This window comes from Limosilactobacillus sp. C0001E2, from assembly GCF_056590915.1.
In genome coordinates this window covers 13388-38000 of sequence record NZ_JBWPXC010000004.1, presented here as the reverse complement: position 1 = coordinate 38000, position 24613 = coordinate 13388, and the positions used below count along the sequence as shown (strand labels likewise).

Below are 24613 nucleotides of genomic sequence, written 5' to 3'. Positions count from 1 at the left end.
TCTCGACCGTTTTGACTATTAACTAATTATAAGGAAATCCGTTGACCAACATAGATGGTATATGGTGCACGGATACCATTTTTATTAGCAAGGCTTGTCCAGCTTGTTCCATGAGCAGCAGCAATTCCAGAGAGCGTGTCGCCACTCTTAACGGTGTAAGTACCTTGAGAGTTAGTTGATTGGTAACTACGGTTGCTGTTAGTTGAGCCAGAAATCTGGATTACTTGACCAACGTAGATGGTGTTTGGGTTGGCGATGTTGTTACGTTGAGCCAATGCTTCATAACTCGTGCCAAACTTAGCAGCAATTCCAGAAAGCGTGTCGCCACTCTTCACAGTGTAAGAACTAGTGTTGTTAGTGGTGGTTGTTGACTGCGTTGGTGTAGAAACATTCGTGTTACCAGAAATCCGCAGTACCTGACCAACGTAAATCCGGTTTGGATTAGTAATGTTATTTAGCCGTGCTAAGTTTTCGTAGTTAGTACCAAATTGACTGGCAATCTTAGAAAGGTTGTCGCCGCTTTGAACGGTGTAAGTTTCAGCGTGGCTAGTTTGCTGATTAGAAGTTGTGGTAGTGTGATTTGCTGCTGAGTTAGCTGACAAACGAAGCACTTGACCAACGTAAATCCGGTTTGGATTAGAAAGGTTGTTGAGTTGCGCAAGGGTCTGCCAGTTGGTGCCAAACTTAGCAGCAATTTCTGATAAGTTTTCCCCACTTTGGACAGTATAGCTAGATGCGACCGTGCTACCAGTATTAGTTGATGGGGTATTGGTGGTAGTTGAAGATGATGGTTGCTTAACCAGCAGTCGTTGACCAACATAAATCCGGTTTGGATTCGAGATATCGTTTAATTGAGCGATATTTTGAACCGTCGTTGCAAATTGATTAGCAATTCCAGAAAGGGTATCACCGCTTTGTACGGTGTAGTAACCAGAAGCGGATGAGTTATTGTTACCGTTGTTGCCCTTGTTAGTAATAACTGGTTGCGCACCTGAAAAGGCAATTGTGTCTAGACGGTTTAAGCCGTATGTTTGCACCATGTTAATAATTGCATTAGCGTAGTTTGGATCAGTGGCATAACCATCAGCGCGAAGTTTGCGAGCAACACTGGCGTAATCCCGATCACCTAATAAGTTACGATAACGACTGTTGGAGTAAAGGAAGTTACCATGGTCTTCGACTGAAGCTGAATTATTTGGATAGGCACGGAAGTTAGCGTTAACGTAAACGCTGCGACCACCGTAAACTTCTCGAGTCCGCATAACTACGGATTGCCCATTGTATGACCCTTTAATTCCAAAGAGGTTGTGGGCTTCGGTAGATAATCCAGAACGTCCCCAACCACTTTCGATAATTGCTTGGGCGACGGTGACGGATGGTAAGACTCCGTATTTCCGCCATCCTTCAATGGCTCCTGGAGCAACGCTTTCGATAAATTGTTGGGAGTGAGCGTTGCTACTAAAGTGAATCGCACTGATGTCCGCTTGATTATTTGCAGCAGGCGTTTGGACTAAGCTGACCACTGCCTGTTGTGCAGAAATTGGTGCAACATTCTTTTGCACATTAAAGGTTTGGGTAGTGTTGGTAGTTGCGTCCGCATTATTTTGTGAGTTGTTAGCAGTATTGTCTTGAGTACTCTTAAAGTTAACGTTAGCGGCGACAGTCGCAGCTTGGTTATCTGTCTGTTGATCATTTTTGGTTGTTGACTGGTCTTGATTATCACCAGTGCTCCCGTTGATGGCTACTTGGTTGCTTTGTTGTTGAGTATTAGCTGCGGTATTTTCGTTTGGATTTTGATTATTAGTGTCATTAGACTGGCTGTCAGCGTGAGCAGTTGTAGCACCAGCTGTCAGCACTGTTAATGCAGCAACACTTGCAAACATCCAATTACGACCGCTTTGGTATATCTTATTGTAGTGTGGTTGATCCGCACTGTTCCGATTGGTCATAATAAAATCTCCTTTGAATAATGATGTGATTAATAATTAAGAAATTTAATAATCTTAATAAATTCGTAAGATTATAAACAACTAAAATTTAGCATTATCTTAAGAAAGGGTCAAAGAATTTTATCAATTTTTGTTTAAAAATTTATGACCACAAAATAACCACGAATTGAACACGTAAACTGTCTAAAAGCGACAGAAAGTGATGATTATATTTATCAAATGAATAAAGAACTGGATTGAAAATAAATCTTTAAAAATATGTTTGATAAACGTTTGACATTTTGTGTGAAGATTGCTATATTCTTATGTGAATTAATGAGCTTTTCCATTAATAATCAAGGAGTTATGAGGTTTTAACATGCAGAATAAGAATTCGGTGATGACGAAATTGGCGTTTTTGTCAGTTTCGTTCATGTTAACGAGTGCCTATGCTGTTCAAAGTGCGCTTCCGCAGTTGAAGGCATCTTTGAATGTTACGCAGACCCAGTCTGAGTATTTAGCAACGACACCATCGTTTGCCGTAATGATTTTTGTTGTCTTATCACCATTGCTACAACAATGGTTCAAGATTTCAGACAAGAAAATGATTATGATTGGGGTTACGATCGTTGGGGTAATGGGATTGGTTCCGTTCTTTAATATTCATAGTTACCCAATCATCTTAGGCTCTCGTTTATTGCTTGGGGCTGGTTATGGTTTGTATAACTCACAAGCCATTTCAATGATTTCGGTTTGGTACGAAGATGAAACGCGTGCTCAAATGCTTGGTTGGCGGGCAGCGGCTGAACAAATTGGTCAAGCCTTTACGCTGTTCCTAGCGGGGCTCTTGTTAACCATGAGTGGCTGGCATGCGTCATTCCTGATTTATGCTTTAGCCTTTGTTGTTTTGATCTTCTTTGGTTTACGCGTTCCCGATGATGCCAAAGCTGAAAAGGTCGAAGAACAGGTTAAAGAAGAAGTCGAGGAAACCGTCGACGATTTCGATACGGATGACATTAAAAAGACGAGCCCTACTGTTTACCTGTTAGTATTGTTTGCTTTCTTGTTAGTTGTCGACTATGTGGGAATGGAAAATCGTTTCCCAGGACTGGCCGTTAACATTAAAGGGGCTCAATACACTGGGGCATCGAACTTCCTATCATTAATGCTGATTGGTGCGACGTTAGGTGGCTTGTTCTACGGATCAATTCAAAAGCGTCTCGGCTTTGGAACGGTTTATTTAGGCCTGGACTTAATGGCCGTATCTAATTTCTTGTTCTACTTTGCAGGCTCTAATTTTGTTGTCCTGGTGATTGGGCTTCTTCTGATTGGGTTCCCACTGCAATTAGTTTCACCATTGATCTTTAATTTGTTGCCAAATCTGGCACCAGCAAAGCGTCAGCCGCTGGTTACATCAATGGTGTTAATCGGGTTCAACTTTGGGGCGTTCTTCTCCCCATCAATTGCCGAATGGACTAACCATTTGATGGGCCAACCAACAAGCGGTTATGGACTTGCTGCCCCATTCCTAGTTTATGGAATTGGCCTCTTGGTCATTGCCGCCATCATCTTTTTTGCTACTCGTCGCCAAGCTGCTAAATAGTTATAGATAAACTTTATGGAGGAATAAAAAATGCCAATTCAAAATAAAGCAATGTTGATTACTTACTCTGACTCAATGGGTAAAAACATCAAGGAAACACATGAAGTCTTAAACAAGTATATCGGTGATGCCATTGGCGGTGTTCACTTATTACCATTTTTCCCATCCACTGGTGACCGTGGTTTCGCCCCTTATCGTTATGATGTGGTTGACAGTGCTTTTGGTGACTGGAGTGACGTTGAATCATTAGGTGAAGATTACTACCTGATGTTTGACTTCATGATCAACCACATTTCTAAGAAGTCTGAAATGTACCAAGACTTTAAGAAGAAGCATGATGATTCCAAGTACAATGATTTCTTCATTCGTTGGGAAAAGTTCTGGGAAAAGGCTGGTAAGAACCGTCCAACCCAAGAAGATATCGACTTAATTTACAAACGTAAGGATAAGGCGCCTGAACAAGAAATCGAATTTGACGATGGTACTAAGGAACACCTTTGGAACACGTTTGGTGAAGAACAAATCGACATCAACGTTAAGAGCAAGGTTGCTAATGAATTCTTTAAGGAAACGCTGATCGATATGGTTAAGCACGGAGCCGACATGATTCGTCTGGACGCCTTTGCTTACGCTGTTAAGAAGGTCGGCACCAATGACTTCTTCGTTGAACCAGAAATTTGGGACCTCTTAAATGAAGTTCAAGATATTTTGGCTCCTTACAAAGCAATTATCTTGCCAGAAATCCATGAACACTACACGATTCCACAAAAGATTTCTGCTCACAATTTCTTCATTTACGACTTTACTTTACCAATGACCACGCTTTACACACTTTACTCTGGTAAGACGAACCGTCTTGCTAAGTGGTTGAAGATGTCACCAATGAAGCAATTTACTACTCTGGACACTCACGATGGAATCGGGGTAGTGGATGCCAAGGATATTTTAACGGATGATGAAATTGACTACGCATCCAACGAATTGTACAAGGTTGGTGCTAACGTTAAGCGGAAGTACTCCAGTGCAGAATACAATAACTTGGACATTTACCAAATCAATTCTACTTATTACTCTGCTTTGGGTGACGATGACAAAGCTTACCTGCTTTCTCGTGCATTCCAAATCTTTGCGCCTGGTATTCCAATGGTTTACTACGCTGGTTTGCTGGCCGGTTCCAACGACCTTGACTTGCTCGAAAAAACTAAAGAAGGTCGTAACATCAACCGTCACTACTACACAAAGGAAGAAGTTGCTCAAGAAGTTCAACGTCCAGTCGTTAAGAACCTCTTAGACTTGCTTTCTTGGCGGAACAAGTTTGCTGCCTTTGATCTGGAAGGCTCAATTGATGTTGAAACACCAACTGAAACAACCATCAAGATCACTCGTAAGGATAAGGATGGTAAGAATGTTGCGGTTCTGGATGCAGATGCTGCCAACAAGACCTTTACCATCACTGCAAATGATGAAGTTGTAATGGAACAAAAGTAACCAACTTGTTAAAGGGACTAAGATTATTTGACTTAGTCCCTTTTCTCTTGCTCAAAATTTAGGTTATAATAAAATAACTAATGTCGGGGAGAATAAAAAATGGTTGCAAAATTAAAAGATGTTGCAGACCTTGCTGGCGTCTCAGTAACGACTGTTTCACGGGTCATTAATAACTATGGATCATTAAGCAAAAAAACGATTGCTAAAGTTCACGCTGCCATGCGGGAGCTAAATTACCAGCCGAATGCCTTGGCGCGAGCGATGCAAGGAAAACCGTCCAAGTTTATTGGACTGATTTTTCCTAATATCACTAATCCATTCTTTGCGGAATTGATTAATGATTTAGAGTACCGACTGTTTGGTTTAGGGTATAAAACAATCATCGCTTCGTCAGCGGAGAATGAGCAAATTGAGCATGACTATTTAGGGATGCTCATGGCTAACCAAGTGGATGGGATTATTTCCAGTTCCCACAACTTGGGAATTCGTGAATACCAGCAGATTACATCGACGGTCGTGTCCTTCGATCGTTACTTGGCGGGTAATATTCCAATTGTTGCTTGTGATAATTACCATGGTGGTGAATTGTCGGCACAGTATTTGATTGAACATGGGGCCAAGCGCATTGCCGTGATGATTGATGAAGATACGTCAGTTTCACCAACACTAAACCGGGTTCAAGGAACGGTTGATTATTTGACGAAACATCACGCTAATTACACACCACTGGATTTAAAGCGGACTAACTTTGTCGAGACATTTCCCGGGAAATACGATGGGGTCATTGCCACGAATGATTTGCAAGCACTTGAAATTCGCAATGTTGCTATTCAGGCAGGCAAGAAAATTAATGATGACTTTATTGTCACGGGCTATGATGGCTCAAAGATGATCCGGACAATTGAACCATCATTACCGACGGTTGTGCAGCCAACAGAACAAATTGCGGACGAATTAATTGATACACTAATGAAAAAAATTAAAGATCCGCAAACAGAAGTTGAACCTCAACAATTACCAGTTAGTTTTCATGAACCAGCGTAATAAAAAGGCGGGAAATCATTATGATTTCCTGCCTTTTATACTTTTATTGGTGTGAATCCATGAAGCGACGTAACAGTCCTTCCTCTTCAGGAGTTGCATCGCTAGCTTGGGATTTAATGTCATGAACCCGTTCAACTGAAAGTTGGCTACCGAAGGCCATTTCATTATCAGTTAAATCATGATCTTTTTCGTAATTAATAATGTCCATTGAAAGGTTGTTTCCTTCATCCATTATTGGTTAATCCTCCTTCATATCACACGGCGTGGTGCATTAATATTACTATTATACCCGTTATTGTGAAAAAAGGCGAAGAAGAAATCGGTTGTGGTACAATTAATGCTATACAAAACATCATTGCTTAGTAGATAAAGCAAGAAATGGAGAGAATCAATGACTTGGAATTGGTTGGGGTGGCTACTGTGGATTGGCGCAGTAGTGTTCCTATGTTACGTAATCCACTATATTCGGGTACATCAATTAATGTTAATCGCAAAGACTGGTCAACGCTATACCGGGAATTTGGTTATTCGGTATGTGGTGTTACTGGTAATTACCATTGCTTGGCTATGGGGCATGAGTTACCTGTCATTCTTTCGGACAGTCAACTATCGTGATGCACAAGAAGTTGTGACAAGCACGAAGTATCAAACGTTGCAATTGGGACAAGTTAAGGATGACTATTACTATGTCAAGGCTAACCGGAGTCAAGGTGGTAAACATCCAGTGGTTTCTTATACCTATTGGACAACTGGCAGTAAGAATCTGACGAACTCACGTTATGGTTCTATTGCGGATAGTGATCACTATTTGAGCACTGAAGCAGCAGCTTATCCATGGAACCGTAAAAGGTTGGCGAAGGAAGATGCGCGGACAAACCATGCAGTTGCAGCGGTCATGACCATCCACTACCGAAATAATTTACTAAATGGTTTAGGATGCCGGGCCGGCCATGTTGCCGAACAATACACGTTAATTCGAGTTCCAGCCTCAAATTTGATTTATCAAAAGTAGTTAGCAGGCAGGCACTTAAAAACTGTCATTAAACTATGGTATAATGATTTTGTATGTTGTAATCAGTGAGTTGGTTACAGAAATTTCGTAGTGAAGGAGCACTTATAATGATTCAAACAATTGATTTGAAAAAGGGAATGGTTTTCAAGCGTGGCGATAAGCTACTGCGGGTCTTAACTATTAACCACCACAAGCCAGGTAAGGGTAACACTTTAATGCAGATGGACATTCAGGATGTTCGTTCTGGATCAATCGTGCACACCACGATGCGTCCTTCTGAGAAGGTTGAACAAGTTAACGTTGACAAGCGGAATACTCAATACCTTTACGAAGAAGGGGACAATTCCGTATTCATGGATTTGGAAAACTATGAACAATACGAAGTTCCAAACTCCAACATTACCGAAGAAAAGAAGTACTTACAAGAAAACATGGAAGTACAAATGGACTTCGTTAATGGTGAAATCGTTGGGGTCGAATTACCAGCTACGGTTACGTTGGAAGTTACTGATACTCAACCAGAAATTAAGGGAGCAACCATCGATGGTGGTGGTAAGCCAGCTACGTTGAACACTGGTTTAGTTGTCACAGTTCCTGCATTCATTAAGAACGGTGACAAGATTATTGTTAACACCGCTGATGGTGCTTACAAGTCACGTGCTTAGGATTTAATAATAAAAAGGGTTGGTTTTTGACCAACCCTTTTTATTATTAATAAGTTCCCATATCATTAGCGATCACTAAGCGTCCAGCATACTGCTGACCAGCGCCTTTGGTGAGACCCACTTTATTATAAGCAAAGGTTACGGTAGTGGTAGCTCGAACGGCACTCCCCATGACAGCACCAGTATCAGTATTAATTCCTGATGGCATATCAACTGCAACGACGGGTGCTTTAGAATCATTAATGGCTTTAATGATCTCAACATAGTGCCCTTTCACGTCCCGGTCAATTCCGATGCCAAAAATGGCATCAACGATCAGGGTAGCGTCTTTCAAGACACTTAAGTCAGTTGTTTCAGCGATTTGATAGTATTGACAGATCTTTTCTTGGGTTTGGTGTTCTTCAGATGCATGGTGGAGGTTACCGGCGTTGACAATGGTGACATGACTTCCAGCGATGGTTAGTAGGCGGGCGACTGCCAGACCGTCACCACCATTATTACCACTACCAGCAACCACTACCACATTCGCTTGATTTAGTGGAAATGCGGTTAGAATTTCATCCCGCACTGCTAATGCCGCTCGTTCCATCAATACTAGGGAAGGAATCCCAATTTCATTGATAGTGTGGGAATCTAATTGTTTCATTTGACTTGCAGTAACTAATTTTCCCATTCGACTAACCTTCTTTATATCAATCCTAAGTTGATCATAACACGATCTTCCGATAATCGAGATTATTTATACAAATTGATCTAGACCAGCTATAATAGTGGTGAAGGTGATAAGGATGAATTATGCAGAATATCTAACCTACTTTCGCCAAATGATTGATGGACATATTAAATGGCAAGACGTTGATCAAGTGCGTCAACCAATTTATGATCAGACAATGCGGTCATTTGCGGATGAATTTCGGCGATCTTTGGATTATGATGCACAATATCGTCAAACATTACGGGCAGCTGAGATTACTCCACAAATTAACCATGAAACGGTTGGCGACGTGATGCTGACTAATCAGGACAGATTAGTCAAGGCCATGTTATCGATGATTATTGATGGCGAAAATCAACGTAAAGGAACATGGGCGCAGGCCTTAACGGAAGGGTATTTCTTCCAATTAGTGAGTGCACTATGCCCAGCAACGGTAATTACAGAATGAGTAAGAAAAATCAATACGAAGTGCAGAAATTTTATGGTTTACCAGTAGAAAATGACGGGTCTGGGGGTTACCAGTTAAAGACTGGTGCTGACGGACAGGCGAAAATCCATACGTGGCGGACTGGTAAACATACCAAGGGCAAATATCATCACCCAGGACAATTATTGCTAACGGAAAATAATCTAATGGTAATGATTGTGGCTGCGGAGCCAATGGCGTTTAAGGATCGTCATAGTGAAGTTCCCTGCCAACGGTTTTTATCCGTTGAAGCATCAGCAGATCTGCTGACAACGGGACAAGAGATTTTTAAGCAGCAAGTCACTAGTTAGTAACTGAGTTGAATATTAAAATAGGACTCTTCATCGGTGAGGAGTCCTATTTGTATTCTTATAAATCTTGTTCCAATTTTTCTTGGAGAATAACAGCCTGATTATGTTCCGTATCTTTAGCACCAAAGAGGAGAATTACGTTCTGCTCTTTGAGTTGTTCACGAACGGTCGCCAGCAATTGATCATACGCTGGATTATCCTGTAGTTCAGCTAAATAGCGGGTCTTGAATTCAGCAAACTTTGTAACGTCATGATTAAACCACTTTCGTAGGTCGGTACTTGGACCAACTTCTTTAATCCATTCGTCAAGGTGAGCGTTTACTTTAGAAATTCCTCGTGGCCATAGACGATCAACCAAGATTCGGTAACCAGCTAAGTCAACTGGCTTGGTATAAATCCGTTCGATTTTAATTTCCATGTTTAATCACCTCGAGATCAATGATAGGATACATACAAGAAGGAGTAAAGAGCTATGAATGACTATCAACGATTTTTTACTGGCCGGCCAACGACTGTGATTGCGCAAGATTTATTGGGACGTGAAGTAATTTATAATGGTCCTCAAGGGCAATTAGGCGGCCTAATTGTAGAAACCGAGGCTTACTTAGGGGAAAGTGACTCAGCTTCTCATGCATATGGTGGTTGCCGGACAAACTACACGGAGTCGCTTTATGGCAATCCAGGTGATATCTATATTTATCAAATTCGTTCTCACTATTGCTTTGATGTGGTGGTTCAAGATGCTGAAGAACCACAAGGAATCCTGATTCGAGCATTGGAGCCAACGATCAATGCTGAAGAAATGAATCGAAATCGCGGAATGGAAGGGACGAATATCACTAACGGCCCAGGTAAATTAGTTCAAGCTCTGGGAATTCACGATCGTAAATTAGATGGTCAGTCAATGGCTAATGCGCCATTAACAATCCGGATTGATGAGAAACGTGAACCATTAGCGGTTATCAGTAGTCCGCGGGTGGGGATTAATCCTAAAGGAGCGAACGCCCATGAAGATTTACGTTTTTATGTAGCACACAATCCACATGTTTCTAAAATGCGGAAGCGAGATTCAGATAAGATAAATCATGGTTGGAGGAAATGATTCGTGGCATTAAGTTATCAGGCAATGAAAGAAGCAGTCAAAGTAGTTTTAGCGGCGGATAACGTTCCTAATATCGTTGGAGAAGCAGGAATTGGTAAGTCAGCTCTCGTCAATGAAGTTGCCACAGAACTAAATGCCAAGTTATTCACGACGGTGGTTAGTTTGAGTGAAAAAGGTGATTTAGCCATTCCGGTGCCGCCACTGCGCGATGAAGCATTCATCCAAACCACTAGTTATGGGACGCTTGCTAACGTTCAGTATGGATATTCAGAAACGCTTATTCAAATTATTCAACAGGCTGAACACAATTCAGCTCAGCCCATTATTTGGTTTTTGGATGAATTTAACCGGGGAACTGCAGCGGTGCAAGCTGAGCTGATGAACTTGGTCTTGCAACGTCAGATCAATAGCCTGAAGTTACCCCAGCAAGTACGGATTGTGATTGCGGAAAATCCAGATGCCACGATGACTAATTTTTTCCATACTGATTATGCAGTAACTCCTGCGGATGATGCGATCAAAGACCGAACAGTCCGGTTAGAGATGGCGGCTTCATTGACTGATTGGCAGCAGTGGGCTAACGAATTGAATCAGCAGGGAGAACCACGGATCCAGCCGATTGTTCAACGGTATTTACAAGATCACCCAACGTATTTTAATGGTCCATGAAATGGTGATCTTTACCCAACCCCGCGTTCATGGGAACGAGTTTCCATGAACTTTACCCAATTATTAAAATTAGATCAGCAAAGTCGTGCCACATTGATGGCTGATATTTTCAGTGGGGATCTTGGAGTTGAAGTTGGAACGGCGTTTGCTGATTATGTTTTACACCAAGGGAATCGGTTGACGGTTGAAAATCTGGTTTCAACAGATGAAACTGAAGCATTCAAGAAGATTAGTGATGCTGATAAGGTGCAGCTGTTAATTAAGATGATAAAAAAGGATCATGATCAGTTGCTGGATAGTCAATATTTAAAAAGACTGACTCAATACTTATCATTGGTCAGTGCGGATGGCCAATATGCCATTGCCCAACAATTTGCTCAAATAACGCACAACGCGCCAGAACTCTTGACGCAAATCTATCAACAAGCGGTGGCTGGTCAAAACGAATTTAAAGACTTTTATCAATTATTGCAAAAAATCGCGGTGAAGTAGGATGAAACAAATAGATGCAAACCAGCGGCTTTCGCAAGCGATGATTGAGTTACTCCATCAGGACCCGTTAATGGGGGACATTTTGATAAATATTTCCCGGGAAATGATTGAGGATGGTGATCAGGCCATCTCATTAGTTTGGCATCATGATCGGCTTGTTTTACAGGGGGCAGTAGCGCAAATTAAACATTTGAGGATGGATGAGTTGACCCAGCTACTGAAACACCAAGCTCTGCATATTGCTTGGCAACATCCAGTACGCTATGCGGCTAGTGATGACCAGGAGCGAGTTAGTTTGGCATGTGACATTGCTGTTAACCAATATCTTGATAATGCACCAACGGGCACCGCGACCCTAGAGGAGATGAGCCAGATCCTACACCTTCCCTTAAAGTCACACCAAGATTCGAGCTATTATTTACAAGTTCTCCGGAAATTAAACGCTAAGCAACAACGGCGTTTGCAAGGTGCAATCAGGCATGGTCGTTTTAAAAATTCGCGTGGTATGCATCTGGGATGGTTTCAGCCTGGTAACCAATTAATTCGTGCGGGGCGAATACAACGCTTAGTTCAACAAAGCCAGGCACGGTTAACGTCCCAACAACGGGGATTATTACCGCAGTCCTTAAGAGCGACTTTGACTGATACAAATCAGCAGTACGAGTTGCCTGCCATAAAAGCATTTTGGCGTTTGATTGAACAAATTCCGCATGGTAATCGGGTGACAAGGGCACGGTTTAATCGGCGACAACCCCAACGGTTAGAATTGCCGGGACACATCACGCGGTTAGTAACCAGATTAATGGTTTTTATTGACCAGTCCGGATCAATGAGTAACGAAACGGTGAGTCGAAGCATTGAACTGGTGAACCGGTTGGCCAAGCGTGCTGGGTTAGAACTAATGGTTGGTGTGTTTGATGCAAAAGTACAACGAGAACCAGAATTAGTTAGTCGAAGTCATCCCATGGAGCCGCTTCGTTATGGTGGTGGCGGAACCAGCTATCAGGCGGTCTTCGACTATTTAGATCAACAACGGGTTAATAGGCAAATACCAATTATTATAATTACTGACGGCTGGGGTGAATCAACCATTAATAATCATGTCTATCAAAGGGTTATGTGGTTATTAACGAGCACGACACCATTATCTGTCACAAATATTCCAACGTTGGTCAGTCGATTGGAGGAACACTAAATGACACTATTGGCGCCACGTTATCTACAAATGGTAATGGAAAATGATATTGAGTATCGACAAGCTAAAAAATTATTATGGTTAGATTGGGATGAAGAACCAAACCAGTTATATCAAAATCCGGTGACTACATCGGTGGTTCAGATGGCGCGGGCACTTCAACAAAGCGATCTTATTCAAGGCCGTATTAAGTTAGATAATTACCAAGCAGTCAGCCAACTAGTCGGCATGCATGATCGTTGGTTTTCGGCGGCCGCAAAACGGGAATTGTTGCGACCATTTGAGGGATGATTCGGTATAATTAAAAGAAGAAAGTCAAAGGAGCGAAGACAATGGATGCGATTAATCAATCAGAAATCAAAAATGATTTATATGAGGCGGTGAATGGTGAGTGGTTAAAAACTGCTAAAATCCCTGAAGATAAACCAGCTACGGGGGGATTTAATGATTTAGTTGACGCCATTGACCGGCAATTAATGGATGATTTTGATCAATTTACGCAAACGATGCCACAGGACAGTCGACTACAAGAAGCGGTGAAGTTGTATCAGCTGGCCAAGGATTTTGCCCGGCGTGATCAGGAAGGGGTGGCGCCACTCCAGAAACGACTAGAACAATTTACCAAGCTTTCTAGTTATGCGGATTACCAAAAACATTGGGCACAATTCATCTTGGAAGGTTCCGCCTCACCGGTCTCCTTTGACATTGATGCGGATATGAAAAATGCCACGGTCTATGCACTGTTTGCGGCTGCGCCAGGTTTAATTCTCCCAGAAAAGAATTATTATGATAAAGATAATCCCCAGGGACCAGTTTTACTGAAGCAGTGGTCGATTATGACGAAGAAGCTTCTGCAAAAAGTGGGGTATGACGAGGAACAAGCGGATAATTTAATTGATGAAACAATTCAATTTGATTCGTTACTGGTTCCGAATGTCAAAAGTGCGGAAGAGAGTGCCGATTATAGTAAAATGTATAATCCACAGAGTTTGGCGGAATTTGCGGCGCACACTAATCAACTTGATCTGGCAAAAGTCATTAGTGAGTTAATCGGTACCCAACCAGAGAAGGTAATTGTGACTGAGCCAAAATATATGGTAGCGTTAGATCAAATTTTAAAAGATCACTTTGCAATTTTTAAGAGCTGGTTGATTGTTAACGAAGTTCTGGGACAGGCAGGTTTGCTCACGGATGAGTTGCGTACCATTAGTGGCGAATATAGTCGGGCACTATCCGGCAGTAAAAAACCAGTTAACCACCGAAAATTCGCTTTTTATCTGACCCGGGGAATTTTTAGCCAAGTAGTTGGTGATTACTACGGTCGTAAATACTTTGGCGAGACCGCTAAAGCAGATGTTACCCATATGGTTAAGCAAATGGTTGACGTTTATAAGCAGCGTCTAGCGCATAATGAATGGCTTGGTGAAACGACTAAGCAAAAAGCTATTACTAAATTAAATCATTTAGGGATTCAGGTTGGCTATCCAGACCAAATTCCGGACTTATACAATCATTTGACGGTTGATCCGCGTGAAAGCCTCCTTGAGAATGTCAACCAATTGGGGGTAGTTGCCAACCGGGAGCTCTTCAGTCGGTGGAACCAACCAGTAGATCGACTCCGGTGGGAAATGAGTGCGGCAACCGTGAACGCTTACTACCATCCATTTAAAAATATCATTGTATTTCCAGCAGCAATTCTTCAGGCACCGTTCTATAGCTTAAAGCAGACCAGTAGTGAAAATTATGGTGGGATCGGTGCGGTAATTGCGCATGAAATTTCCCATGCTTTTGATAATAATGGGGCCCTGTTTGATGAATATGGGAACCTCAATAATTGGTGGACCAACGAAGACACGGAACACTTCCAAAAGCTGGCACAGAAGATGATTGATGAATTTAATGGTTTGCCGTTTGCTGGTCAAAAAGTGAATGGTAAATTAACGGTTTCTGAAAATATTGCGGATGGTGGTGGATTAAGTTGTGCGCTCGCTGCCGCTCAAGAAGAATCAGACTATTCAGGACAAGAATTCTTTATTAACTGGGCACGGATTTGGCGGATGAAGGCCACCACGCAGTATATGCAATTATTACTATCAATTGATGTGCACGTGCCAAACAAATTACGGGCCAACGTTCAAGCGCAAAATCAAGATGAATTCTTTAATGTCTTTGATATTCATGAAGGTGATCCAATGTGGAAACCAGCAGAAGAACGGGTTAATATTTGGTAAATTATTTCCCAGGTAATAATCGATTAGTCACTGATGAGGATGAGCTACATGAAACAATTGAAAGTTATTCAGGGAGATATTACCCAATTTCAGGGTGATGCGATTGTGAATGCTGCTAATACGACACTAATGGGTGGTGGCGGTGTTGATGGTGCAATCCACCGGGCAGCTGGCCCCGCTCTGTATGCTGCTTGTGAGAAATTTCATGGGTGTCCAACAGGTGAGGTCCGGATTACCAGTGGCTTTAACCTGCCTGCTAGATATATTATTCATACGCCCGGGCCGATCTGGCGCGGTGGCTATTCTGGAGAACCACAGCTACTCGCTAATTCGTATCAAAACAGTTTGCGCTTAGCTGATCGGTACGGCTGTCAGACGGTGGCTTTTACTTCGATTAGTACCGGGGTATATGCTTATCCACTTGAACAGGCGGCGGCAATCGCGGTACAGACAATTCAAAAGTTTATGGATAAAGCACAAAATATTCGTGAAGTGACGATGGTTTGTTTTGACTCGAAGACTTTTCAGATATATCAAGACCAGGTTGAGCACCGACTGCCATAATTCAATATATTGCATTCAGTATTAATTACTGGATGCTTTTTTATACCTGCAAACTCTGTCAGACTACCGATGCAAACAAAGCTTGCTAGCCTCCCAGGGCTTCTTCAGTTATACTTTCTTCAAAAGCCAAAGGGAGAAGCAAAATGAAATTTAGCACGCAGATCAAAATGCAACGTAAGAAGCTCGGTTTGACCCAATCCGTAGTTGCAAAAAATCTATATGTGACTCGCCAAACGATCTCTAATTGGGAACAGGGGAAAAGCTACCCAGACTTAAATACACTCGTCAAAATTAGTGATTTCTATCAAATCTCCATTGATTCATTGCTTAGAGAAGATCAAGATCTTCAAGAATTTTTAGAGCAAGGCAAATCTTATAATGCTTTTAGCATCTTTCGGGGATTATTTTTCATAATGTATGGAATCTTCTTTTTGATGTTCGAGTATATTAATGATTCCTCCTCAATAATCGATGTTTGTGCCATTCTATTTGCAATCGTCTTTGGAGTTGCGATTTTGTATGGTGAACATGTTAAACCGTTCTTTTTAGGAATTAGTAAAGAACATTATCACCGTGAGAAAATAATTCAGTGCTACCGGAAGAGTTCTTTCATCGGGAAGACATTATTATTTCTGGAAATCGTTATTATGATTGGAATGGTGATCTCGAATGATACGGATGTTGCTACATACTTAGAAACGGCGTTGTTCGTTTTAATTGGAATAATGAATATCTTCCACCGGTATATGTGGAAACCACCAAATTTGGATGCAGATGAATAACAAAAGCAGGGTTCAATGCAGTCAGAAGACAACATTGAACCCTGCTTTCATATTAGTAAGAATTAGTTTACAGATTCGACTGATTGGTTAGTAACAAAATCTTTTTGAATCCGGATGGAAATAATCATGGCGATTAAGTCAATGATGATGAATGCAATTAAGGTCACGTAGTAATTATGCAAAATTTGATGAGTCCACGACAGCAGGACAGGGCCTACCATTCCTGCTGCGGCCCAAGCAGTGAGCACGTAACCGTGAATCGCACCCAACTCTTTGGTACTAAAGACATCGCTAAGGTAGGCGGGAATAACGGAGAAGCCGGCACCATAGCATGACATTAGCAAACATAAAGCAACAGCGAAGATGAACGGTTGTTTAAAGAAAATCAAAATCGCCAGCATAATAATATCTAGAATAAAGATCAGGCTGTATGTGAGAGGTCGACCGATATAATCGGAAAGGGTTGCCCATGCCAGCCGGCCAAAACCATTGAATAAGCCGATGATGCCGACCATCACTGCCGCCGTTGCAGCGTTCATGGAGGTCATACTTTGGGCCATTGGTGAGGCCGCGGAAACTAAACCAATCCCGGTTGTGATATTGATGAAAAACATGAACCAAAGGCAAGTAAACCAACGAGTACGAACGGCTTCATTGGCGGTCATAGACTGGTTAGTAAGACTTACCCGGGAAGCGTTATTGGCAATTACCGCAGGTAGTTCATGTGGGTGGGGTTTACGAATGAATTGTGCGGTAATAATCATTACAACAAAATAGAACAGTCCTAAAACATAGAAAGCGTTCGCAAGGCCGATAGTCATGATCAAGCGCAGTGCCAGCGGACCAGTCAATAGTGCAGCAAACCCAAATCCCATGATGGCCAGGCCGGTTGCTAAGCCACGCTTGTCAGGAAACCACCGCACAATCGTGGAAACGGGCGTGACGTAACCAGAGCCAAGGCCGAGTCCACCAATGACACCGTAAGCTAAGTAAAGTAACCACAGCTGATGGACTTGGATGGCGACCCCAGTGAGGGCAATTCCCGAACTATAAAAGATACTTGAGATGGTCCCGACGGTGGCGGGACCAAATTTTTCGACGAGGCGTCCCATAAAGGCCGCCGACATTCCTAAGAAAAAGATGGCGAGACTAAAAGCAAAGGAAACGCTCGCTTCTTGCCAACCAGTTTGTTGAGCAATTGGTTTAGTAAAAACACTCCAGGCATATACGCCGCCGATCATTAAGTGGAAAACAACTCCGGCAATGGCGATTCCGTAACGTTTAAATGAATGCAAGATTAATTCTCCTTTTAAACACGAACAATATACAACTAACTCGAATTATAATTCGTGGCTTAAAACTAACATACCGATCTGTAAAGTGCAATGAGAATTTTGAAATAAAAAAACGAACGTGACTATTTTTTAACAAAAGTCACGTTCGTTCTGCAATGAAAATTATTTCACGGTGATAATTTTGACTTGATAGGTGAAATCTGGCGCCATAACATTTACCACCAGATTAGCAGTTTTGCCCATCATGGCTTGACCCAGCGGCGAGTCAAAGGCCAGTTTGTGGTTTGCAAGGTCGGCTTCGTGAGTTCCGACAATCTGATAAGTAATCTGAGAGTGATCATCCAAGAATTCAATTGTGACGGTACTACCTAAATCAATGGGTCCGCCAGCCTGATGCTGGATGACCTTAGCGTAGGTTAATTGTTTGTTTAGGTAGCGAAGACGACTTTCGAGATGCCGCAAATCGCGTTTGGCGGTGCTATATTCAGTGTTTTCGGAAAGGTCACCGAGCGCTCGGGCAGCTTTAAGACGCGCAATCTTAGTTGGGCGCTCTTTCTTGAGTTCCTCAATTTGTAACTCAATTTCGTGATAGCCCTCAGGGGTCATTTTTTGAAAATAAATTTCTGTCATCGTCCCAGGTCCTTATAGTTGATTTACTGGCCACTGTGGTTTTTGACCTTGTAGGACGCGCACAACCTCACTCGCAGCATCATGGCAACCACGGTCCATCGCATCAATTGTGCCACCACCGATATGGGGAGTCAGGAACACGTTATCCAGTTTGGTAAGTTCATCGTTTACCGGGAGTGGTTCTTGCTGGAAGGCATCGAGCACGGCACTATGAATCTCGTGATCCTTCAATGCGGCAATTAAATCATCATGGTTGACTAATTGGCCACGCCCAAAGTTAATCAACGTTGCTGACGGCTTCATTTGTTTGAAAGCCTGCTTATTCATCATTGCGGTTGTTTCCTTAGTTACGGGAGCACTTAATGAAACGTAGTCCGCAGTCGCCAAGAGTTCGTCTAATGAAACTTCAGTACCGACCTCGAGCTTTTTATGGTGGGCACCATTATTAATCACAACGTTCATTCCGAGAGCGGCTGCTTTTTGGGCTAATGCATGACCAATCCGGCCATACCCAACAATTCCTAAAGTTTGACCACTAATATCGTGACCAGCAGTAGCGTGACCTTGATCCCATTTTCCGGCGAGCAATAATTGTTGACGTTGGTAAGTATCGCGCGCAGCCATTAAGATTGCTCCTAAAATGGCTTCGGCAACTGAATTGTAATTGGCGTGCGGAGTAATCGTGACCCAGACCCCATTGGCTGCTGCACCAGCGGGATCAATATTATTATAACCAACGCCAACTCGGGATAAGACCTTTAATTGTGGCGTCTGAGCATAGGTGTCATTGCTGATTTGATCGAGCATTACCACTGCACCTTGGACTTGGTCACCATACTTGATTAATGCTTCATTATCTACATTTTTAACGGCAATCATTTCGATGTTCGCATCTTCAAAAACTTGCCGTCCTGCGTCACGAAAGTCAGCAGGGATTAATACAGCTTTTTTCATCGTTCACTTCTCCTCGTTCGTTTGTTATTACTATTATGATATGATAAACCTAAGATTTCAATTTTAGGAAAGGTGAGTAAAGATGAGTTTGGATGTTCCAGAAAACATGGAAGAAGTCGCAATGAAGATTGCGCAGGCAAAGGTCCGTGGTCATGAGCTAACAAAGGAAGAAGTGATTACGACTGCGGTCCGGGATATTTTACAAGGTTACCTGGATGAAGCATTGGAAGGCCACTATGATGATGTCAAAATGCTGGATGATGGGACGCTTGAGGTGACTGATGTGATGGGTGAAAAAGTCGGCAAAGTCGAACCAAGTGGCGATAATTGGATTAGTGACTTTGAACGGAATGCGGATGAACTTGATGAACGGTTTGCGGATGAAGCGCAAAAAATTGTGGGTCACCGTTAAAAAGATAATTAATAATGTTGACAATCGTCAACAGAGTCTGTACACTTTTACTTATTGAAAGTAAGCATGATGGCAAGGAGGAAATACGGTAATGAAAAAATGGCTCAAAAGAATCAGTGTGATCGGTGCTAGTTTACTTGCAATGGTGGCACTGGCAGCCTGTGGCCGCTCTTCTTCAAGTAATAGTCCCCAATTAGTTAAGAAAGGGACATTAACGGTCGGGTTGGAAGGAACCTATGCACCATATTCGTACCGTGAAAACGGTAAGTTAACGGGATTTGAAGTTGATATGGCGCGTGTGTTAGCTAAGAAGATGGGCTACAAGGTTAAGTTTGTGCCAACCAAGTGGGATTCATTAATCGCGGGGGTTGGTTCCCATAAATTTGATATGGCAATCAATAACATCGCGATGACTCCAGAACGTCAAAAGGCATACTTGTTCTCAACTCCATATATTTACTCCAAGACGTCCTTAATCATGAAGAAGGACAATAACGACATTAAGAACGTTAACGATATTAAGGGGAAAAAGATTGCTGCTGCAACCGGGACTGCGAATGCCGATAACGTTAAGAAGTTCGGCGGTGACAATGTTTCATCACCAGACTTTGCGACTGCAATGTCATTAATGCGGCAGGGGCGGGTCCAAGCCGCAATGAACTCGAAGGAAGCATTCCTTTATTATCAACGGACGAATAATGCGGATGACTTAAAGGAAATGACGGTCCCAACGAGCAAGATTCCAAGTCAAAAGATTGGGATTTTGATGGCGAAGAATAATAAAGGTTTGAAGAAGAAGACGGATAAGGCATTGAATGAACTCCGTAAGGATGGTACATTGAAGCGGTTATCTGATAAATACTTCCAAGAAAACATTACTGAAAAATAAATTAGTAAGGCCAAGATCGCAATTATAACGAGCTTGGCCTTTTACAAAAGGGGAATTAAAATGTGGGATATTATCAAATCAACAACGCCAGAAATTTTATGGGCCGGCATTAAATACACGATTCCGATTGCGGTAATCTCGTTTATTATTGGATTGGTGATTGCGGTGATAACCGCCCTGATTAAAACTTCTCAGCCACGGGGAAATACAGTGGTCAAAGGTCTTTGGCAGGTTCTCAAGGCCATTTTCTCGTTTTATGTCTGGCTCTTTCGTTCCACACCACTAATTGTTCAATTGTTTATTGTTTTTTACGGGCTCCCCAACGTCGGCTTGCAATTAAATGCGTGGACGGCTGGTATTTGGACTTTTTCCCTTAATACCGGGGCGTACGCCTCAGAAACGATTCGGGCGGCCATTAGTTCCATCCCCCGCAGTCAGTGGGAGGCAGCATATTCTATCGGGATGACTTACCAGCAAGTGTTATTCAAGATTATCTTTCCCCAAGCTTTCCGGGTGGCAATTCCACCGCTGTCGAATTCCTTTATTGGACTAGTCAAAGATACTTCGTTAGCAAGTACGATTACGATTGCGGACATGTTTTTAGTGAGTCAGCAAATTGCTTCGCATAACTATCAACCGTTATTGATGTACTCAATTGTCGCAGCGGTTTATGCCGTTTTCTGCTCGTTACTGACGATTTTGCAATACTACATGGAAAAACGGTTATCACGCTACATTACCGCGGAGGGGGAATAGTCAATGATTAAATTAAGTCATGTTGATAAACAATATCAAAATCATCACGCCTTGAATGACGTCAGCGTTGAATTCCCTGATCATCAAACAACAGTTATTCTGGGACCATCAGGTGCCGGAAAATCAACGTTACTCCGGGCAATTAACTTGCTTGAACGACCACAGTCCGGAACGTTAGAGATTGGCGATTTAAAGCTGGATTATGCACAAGATTTATCCAATAAAGAAATTTTGCAAATGCTTCGCCAAACGGCCATGGTTTTCCAGAGTTGGAACCTGTTTCCAAATCTAACGATTCTGGAGAACATTACGGAAGGACCGATCTACGTGAAGGGCATTAGTCGAGCGGCTGCTGAGGAAAAGGCACACCAACTGCTCCAACAAGTCGGCTTAGACGACGTTGCTAACCGTTATCCAAACCAACTTTCCGGTGGCCAGCAACAGCGGGTTTCCATTTGTCGGGCATTAGCTCTCGATACTTCATTTATCCTCTTTGATGAGCCCACGAGTGCGCTCGATCCTGAACTAGAGGCCCAGATTTTACGGGTGCTGCAAGATTTAGCTAAGCAGGGCCATTCTATGATTGTGGTGACCCACAATATGGACTTTGCACGCAAGGTTGCTGACCAAATCGTCTTTGTTGAAGATGGTCAGATTGAATTTGCGGGTGCTAGTGAACAGTTCTTTAATCAACCAACAGAACGCATTCAAGAATTTTTAGCTGCGATGAAATTTTAGAGATTATATCGCTGCGCTGCGAACAGAAAAATGCCGCCAGGTTCGGATGGTCCGAATTCTGGCGGCATTTTTGCGGTATTAACTAACTAAACGTGTTTTTTAATTTCGTATTCCTTAGTAGAATCATGTGGTTCTTGCTTAGCATCACGGGCGTAAAAGATGGCGTATTCTTCATTATCCTTATCTTTAGCAATTACCAGGTCGTCAACTTTACGTTCCTTTTTAAAAATTTGTCCCTTCCGGATGGCTTCGTTGTAATCGTGAATGTTGGCAATTGAATCACCCGGGTTAAAGAAAATTCTAGTTTCCATAATCTCACTTCCTTTATTAATTTGCACGTGATGGTAACTGAATAGTGGCTTCATCAACAATGTGACCTTTTGCAGCTTGAAGAAATTCATTTAACCAATAACCATTTTTTAACGGCAAAATTTGATCGAGGGCATAAACGGTTAATTGGTAATTATGCGTCTGATCAGGTGGCGTCGGACCGGTATATCCGGTTTGTGGTTGCCCATTAACGAACCGACTGGCATTACTATTTTTTCCTTGAATGAACCGGTCTTTGAGTGCCAAACTGGCATTTTCTGGAATTTCTTGCCAATCACCAGGAATATTGGTGGCAATCCAGTGAATCCAGGTAAATCCACAAACTGGAATGGAATCATAATCGACCATTACGATTGCGTATGCCTTAGTTGTGGCCGGCGCATCACTGATTTTAATCGGGAATGATGTTACTGGCTGACCGGCTAACTGATTGGCAGCTGGAGCAAACTTCCCGTAACGGTCTGGGAGAAGACCATTTTCAAGTGGAACATCAATTTTCATTTTTTCGACCTCCTTAATTAATTTAGATACAGTTTTCGTAAATCTACACGGTCATCTTTGGTGAGACCAACCGCGGAACGGAGATAGTTTTCGACACTCCCATACTGTTCTTTAATCACCTGGCGAGCCGCTTCGAGGTAGCTCGGATCAGCGGTCCATAATGCAGTGTAGTTATCAATGAGTGTTGATGGCCGTTGTGCTGCGCGTAACATTGCTTGGCGGCCGTTCAGAAAATTCTTCAAGGCCGTATTAGTTAACAAGTAATCTTTTTTGGCAATTTCAGCACTAACACCTAGTGCTCGAAGAATTAGGTAGGCGCTCATTCCCGTCCGATCCTTACCCGCGGTGCAATGAAACAGAATACTTTGGTTTTCATTGACGGTTAGCAATTGTTCAAAGACAGTGTGAAAGGCATGGGCAGCGTGTTGACTAGTCATCATATCATGGTAGACCGTTTGCATGTGCTGACGGCCGGCAAGCGGATTGCTCCGTAACTCGTTACTGAGTCCGTCGACGCTCTTCGATGAATCGGTCACATCCCGCTGGAAAACTGGATTCGATAAGTATTCAATGTGGTCAGGAAGTTGATCTGGAGCAGCGGTGATTTCTTCCTTGGAGCGCAGGTCGATGTCTGTTTGGATGGCTAGTGTAGTGAGTTGCTGCTGATCTTGGTCAGAAAGTTGACTAAGTTTATCAGAGCGAAAAATCTTCCCCCCCATTTGACGATTTGACCATTAACGGTCGGGTAACCACCGAGGTCACGAAAATTATGGGTGTTCAATAATGGGATAATTCGTTCGTGAGCCAATCGATCACTTCCTTTCTGTTTCCCTTATTGTACCAGTTGCGAAAGGGCCTGTGCAAAATGTTGTCCAGCCGTTAGCGATCCGCGTTGGCTAGGGTGCAAACCATCAACTGTTTCTAAACACCAGTCAACAGTTGGTATTACTGGAATATTCATTTCTTTACCAATCGTTGTGATCTCCTGGGCAAAACTTTGTAAGAAGGGCACCATTAATGCAACTGAACATTGATAACGTTTTTGAACTGCTTTGACGTACTTGCGGTATGCCAGACGAAATTCATTGGTGGAGAAGCGCCAGTCGTTAACCCCTAAAGCAATAATTACTAAATTAAAATGTTTCACCGGTGCTTTGGTTTGAGCATTTAATTGGTTGAGCCACCCGTGTGCTGGTGGAACATTTCCAGTTCCCGGGCGTAACACCCCAGCGGCCGAATAAGCCACCCGGTGAATTTCAATTTGAGGAAGGCAGTCTCGGGCAACCGCCAAATAGTTACTTTCCGGACGATAGTCGACACTAGCATGTTTGCCAGCAACCCAACACCCTGCCGTTATGGAATCACCAAGAACGAGGACGCGGGTGGACTTAGCAAGGGGCTGAATAATGGCCGAATCATCAACTTCCATTCTAGTGATCGTGAAGACTTCATTTTTGTTCCAAACATCATCAAGGTCACAGTTGCCACCTGTCATAATACAAATTTGGTGGCAAGCTGGCGAAAGGGATAACGTCATACTTCCATCTGAAGCAGGCCAGCGCTGCCAAACACCATCATCAATGCGGCAGGTAAAGAACTGACTAGGAGAAAGGGGGTTAGCATGATTTACTGTTTTGATGGTCAAAGTGGCACTATGACGAATCGTGAAATTTAATGTGGCCCCTAATAGCGGTGACATTAATGACTGATCGTGGAGAAACCACCGCCCGGTGAGGTGGGTTTGTTCCATAATTTTGTTTGCGGAAAGCTCCATTGTTTAAACTCCTTACTTTTTTAACCTATTGTAGCGCACCCATGGATTGTGTTTCACGTGAAACAAT

At 42.7% G+C, this 24613-nt stretch carries 29 protein-coding genes and 1 pseudogene; 18 read left to right on the top strand and 12 right to left on the bottom strand.

Going from position 1 to position 24613, the window contains the following annotated elements; genetic code table 11:
* Positions 1-26: 26 nt before the first annotated feature.
* Positions 27-1949: a LysM peptidoglycan-binding domain-containing protein gene (locus tag AC1EKL_RS05370; RefSeq protein ID WP_480188781.1), complete on the bottom strand. Its 1923-nt coding sequence runs from the start codon at positions 1947-1949 to the stop codon at positions 27-29.
* Between the two features lie 358 nt (positions 1950-2307).
* Here AC1EKL_RS05370 and AC1EKL_RS05365 point away from each other — a divergent pair, with 358 nt between their 5' ends.
* The 3 genes from AC1EKL_RS05365 (at position 2308) to AC1EKL_RS05355 (ending at position 6063) form a co-directional block, all read left to right on the top strand.
* Complete coding sequence (locus tag AC1EKL_RS05365; protein WP_480188780.1) at positions 2308-3531, top strand: MFS transporter; 1224 nt, start codon at positions 2308-2310, stop codon at positions 3529-3531.
* A gap of 30 nt (positions 3532-3561) precedes the next feature.
* Complete coding sequence (gene gtfA / locus AC1EKL_RS05360) at positions 3562-5019, top strand: sucrose phosphorylase (protein WP_480188779.1); 1458 nt, start codon at positions 3562-3564, stop codon at positions 5017-5019.
* A 99-nt stretch (positions 5020-5118) separates the two neighbouring features.
* Positions 5119-6063, top strand: coding sequence for a LacI family DNA-binding transcriptional regulator (locus AC1EKL_RS05355; protein WP_480188778.1), 945 nt, complete (start codon positions 5119-5121; stop codon positions 6061-6063).
* Positions 6064-6106: 43 nt separating this feature from the next.
* On the opposite strand, the gene AC1EKL_RS05350 is transcribed toward AC1EKL_RS05355, so the two are convergent.
* On the bottom strand, positions 6107-6295 hold the full coding sequence (locus AC1EKL_RS05350; protein WP_006917425.1) for an LBP_cg2779 family protein: 189 nt from the start codon (positions 6293-6295) through the stop codon (positions 6107-6109).
* A 159-nt stretch (positions 6296-6454) separates the two neighbouring features.
* On the opposite strand from AC1EKL_RS05350, the gene AC1EKL_RS05345 reads away from it, so the two are divergent.
* Positions 6455-7075 carry an LVIS_2131 family protein gene (locus AC1EKL_RS05345; RefSeq protein ID WP_480188777.1) on the top strand — a complete coding sequence of 207 codons (621 nt, stop codon included), beginning with the start codon at positions 6455-6457 and terminating at the stop codon, positions 7073-7075.
* A gap of 107 nt (positions 7076-7182) precedes the next feature.
* Entirely contained in the window at positions 7183-7740 is a 558-nt protein-coding gene (gene efp / locus AC1EKL_RS05340; RefSeq protein ID WP_006917423.1) for an elongation factor P, read from the top strand.
* Positions 7741-7786: 46 nt separating this feature from the next.
* Here the strand turns inward: efp and AC1EKL_RS05335 are convergent, their stop codons facing one another.
* Positions 7787-8413 (bottom strand): NAD(P)H-hydrate epimerase, encoded by a 627-nt coding sequence (locus AC1EKL_RS05335; RefSeq protein ID WP_480188776.1) that lies wholly within the window; start codon positions 8411-8413, stop codon positions 7787-7789.
* A gap of 115 nt (positions 8414-8528) precedes the next feature.
* On the opposite strand from AC1EKL_RS05335, the gene AC1EKL_RS05330 reads away from it, so the two are divergent.
* Together AC1EKL_RS05330 and AC1EKL_RS05325 are read left to right on the top strand one after the other, a co-directional pair.
* Positions 8529-8903, top strand: a complete 375-nt coding sequence (locus AC1EKL_RS05330) for a hypothetical protein (RefSeq protein ID WP_480188775.1) — start codon at positions 8529-8531, stop codon at positions 8901-8903.
* A complete protein-coding gene (locus AC1EKL_RS05325; RefSeq protein ID WP_480188774.1) occupies positions 8900-9232 on the top strand; it encodes a DUF7671 family protein in 333 nt (110 codons plus the stop codon). The genes AC1EKL_RS05330 and AC1EKL_RS05325 overlap by 4 nt, the downstream gene beginning before the upstream one ends.
* Positions 9233-9290: 58 nt before the next feature.
* On the opposite strand, the gene AC1EKL_RS05320 is transcribed toward AC1EKL_RS05325, so the two are convergent.
* The gene (locus AC1EKL_RS05320) at positions 9291-9650 is read right to left on the bottom strand and encodes a DUF488 domain-containing protein (protein ID WP_480188773.1); all 360 of its coding nucleotides are present in this window, start codon (positions 9648-9650) and stop codon (positions 9291-9293) included.
* A gap of 54 nt (positions 9651-9704) precedes the next feature.
* On the opposite strand from AC1EKL_RS05320, the gene AC1EKL_RS05315 reads away from it, so the two are divergent.
* From AC1EKL_RS05315 to AC1EKL_RS05285, 7 genes and pseudogenes are all read left to right on the top strand, one after another.
* Positions 9705-10334 (top strand): DNA-3-methyladenine glycosylase, encoded by a 630-nt coding sequence (locus AC1EKL_RS05315; protein ID WP_480190235.1) that lies wholly within the window; start codon positions 9705-9707, stop codon positions 10332-10334.
* 3 nt (positions 10335-10337) lie between these two features.
* A pseudogene (locus AC1EKL_RS05310) lies at positions 10338-11495 on the top strand (ATP-binding protein).
* Between the two features lies 1 nt (position 11496).
* On the top strand, positions 11497-12690 hold the full coding sequence (locus tag AC1EKL_RS05305; protein ID WP_480188771.1) for a vWA domain-containing protein: 1194 nt from the start codon (positions 11497-11499) through the stop codon (positions 12688-12690).
* Entirely contained in the window at positions 12691-12981 is a 291-nt protein-coding gene (locus AC1EKL_RS05300) for a hypothetical protein (RefSeq protein WP_480188770.1), read from the top strand.
* 41 nt (positions 12982-13022) lie between these two features.
* Positions 13023-14921 carry a M13 family metallopeptidase gene (locus AC1EKL_RS05295; RefSeq protein WP_480188769.1) on the top strand — a complete coding sequence of 633 codons (1899 nt, stop codon included), beginning with the start codon at positions 13023-13025 and terminating at the stop codon, positions 14919-14921.
* A 48-nt stretch (positions 14922-14969) separates the two neighbouring features.
* The gene (locus AC1EKL_RS05290) at positions 14970-15485 is read left to right on the top strand and encodes an O-acetyl-ADP-ribose deacetylase (protein ID WP_480188768.1); all 516 of its coding nucleotides are present in this window, start codon (positions 14970-14972) and stop codon (positions 15483-15485) included.
* Between the two features lie 143 nt (positions 15486-15628).
* The gene (locus AC1EKL_RS05285) at positions 15629-16267 is read left to right on the top strand and encodes a helix-turn-helix domain-containing protein (RefSeq protein ID WP_480188767.1); all 639 of its coding nucleotides are present in this window, start codon (positions 15629-15631) and stop codon (positions 16265-16267) included.
* A 62-nt stretch (positions 16268-16329) separates the two neighbouring features.
* Here AC1EKL_RS05285 and AC1EKL_RS05280 read toward each other — a convergent pair whose 3' ends face one another.
* From AC1EKL_RS05280 to AC1EKL_RS05270, 3 genes are all read right to left on the bottom strand, one after another.
* Positions 16330-17508 carry an L-lactate MFS transporter gene (locus AC1EKL_RS05280; protein ID WP_480188920.1) on the bottom strand — a complete coding sequence of 393 codons (1179 nt, stop codon included), beginning with the start codon at positions 17506-17508 and terminating at the stop codon, positions 16330-16332.
* Between the two features lie 216 nt (positions 17509-17724).
* A complete protein-coding gene (greA, locus tag AC1EKL_RS05275; RefSeq protein WP_480188766.1) occupies positions 17725-18192 on the bottom strand; it encodes a transcription elongation factor GreA in 468 nt (155 codons plus the stop codon).
* Between the two features lie 12 nt (positions 18193-18204).
* Positions 18205-19146: a phosphoglycerate dehydrogenase gene (locus AC1EKL_RS05270; protein WP_480188765.1), complete on the bottom strand. Its 942-nt coding sequence runs from the start codon at positions 19144-19146 to the stop codon at positions 18205-18207.
* Between the two features lie 82 nt (positions 19147-19228).
* On the opposite strand from AC1EKL_RS05270, the gene AC1EKL_RS05265 reads away from it, so the two are divergent.
* From AC1EKL_RS05265 to AC1EKL_RS05250, 4 genes are all read left to right on the top strand, one after another.
* Complete coding sequence (locus AC1EKL_RS05265; protein ID WP_480188764.1) at positions 19229-19558, top strand: hypothetical protein; 330 nt, start codon at positions 19229-19231, stop codon at positions 19556-19558.
* A 91-nt stretch (positions 19559-19649) separates the two neighbouring features.
* On the top strand, positions 19650-20447 hold the full coding sequence (locus tag AC1EKL_RS05260) for a transporter substrate-binding domain-containing protein (protein WP_480188763.1): 798 nt from the start codon (positions 19650-19652) through the stop codon (positions 20445-20447).
* A gap of 60 nt (positions 20448-20507) precedes the next feature.
* Positions 20508-21203, top strand: coding sequence for an amino acid ABC transporter permease (locus AC1EKL_RS05255; protein ID WP_480188762.1), 696 nt, complete (start codon positions 20508-20510; stop codon positions 21201-21203).
* A 3-nt stretch (positions 21204-21206) separates the two neighbouring features.
* Positions 21207-21941, top strand: a complete 735-nt coding sequence (locus AC1EKL_RS05250) for an amino acid ABC transporter ATP-binding protein (RefSeq protein WP_480188761.1) — start codon at positions 21207-21209, stop codon at positions 21939-21941.
* A gap of 86 nt (positions 21942-22027) precedes the next feature.
* Here the strand turns inward: AC1EKL_RS05250 and AC1EKL_RS05245 are convergent, their stop codons facing one another.
* From AC1EKL_RS05245 to AC1EKL_RS05225, 5 genes are read right to left on the bottom strand one after another with little or no spacing between them, the layout of a single operon-like run.
* Positions 22028-22252, bottom strand: a complete 225-nt coding sequence (locus AC1EKL_RS05245; RefSeq protein WP_480188760.1) for a hypothetical protein — start codon at positions 22250-22252, stop codon at positions 22028-22030.
* A gap of 16 nt (positions 22253-22268) precedes the next feature.
* Positions 22269-22772, bottom strand: a complete 504-nt coding sequence (locus AC1EKL_RS05240; RefSeq protein ID WP_480188759.1) for a YbhB/YbcL family Raf kinase inhibitor-like protein — start codon at positions 22770-22772, stop codon at positions 22269-22271.
* Positions 22773-22789: 17 nt separating this feature from the next.
* Complete coding sequence (locus AC1EKL_RS05235) at positions 22790-23491, bottom strand: tyrosine-protein phosphatase (protein WP_480190234.1); 702 nt, start codon at positions 23489-23491, stop codon at positions 22790-22792.
* Positions 23416-23580 carry a tyrosine-protein phosphatase gene (locus AC1EKL_RS05230; protein WP_480190233.1) on the bottom strand — a complete coding sequence of 55 codons (165 nt, stop codon included), beginning with the start codon at positions 23578-23580 and terminating at the stop codon, positions 23416-23418. The genes AC1EKL_RS05235 and AC1EKL_RS05230 overlap by 76 nt, the downstream gene beginning before the upstream one ends.
* 24 nt (positions 23581-23604) lie before the next feature.
* Positions 23605-24546 (bottom strand): SGNH/GDSL hydrolase family protein, encoded by a 942-nt coding sequence (locus tag AC1EKL_RS05225; RefSeq protein WP_480188757.1) that lies wholly within the window; start codon positions 24544-24546, stop codon positions 23605-23607.
* Positions 24547-24613 lie beyond the last annotated feature (67 nt).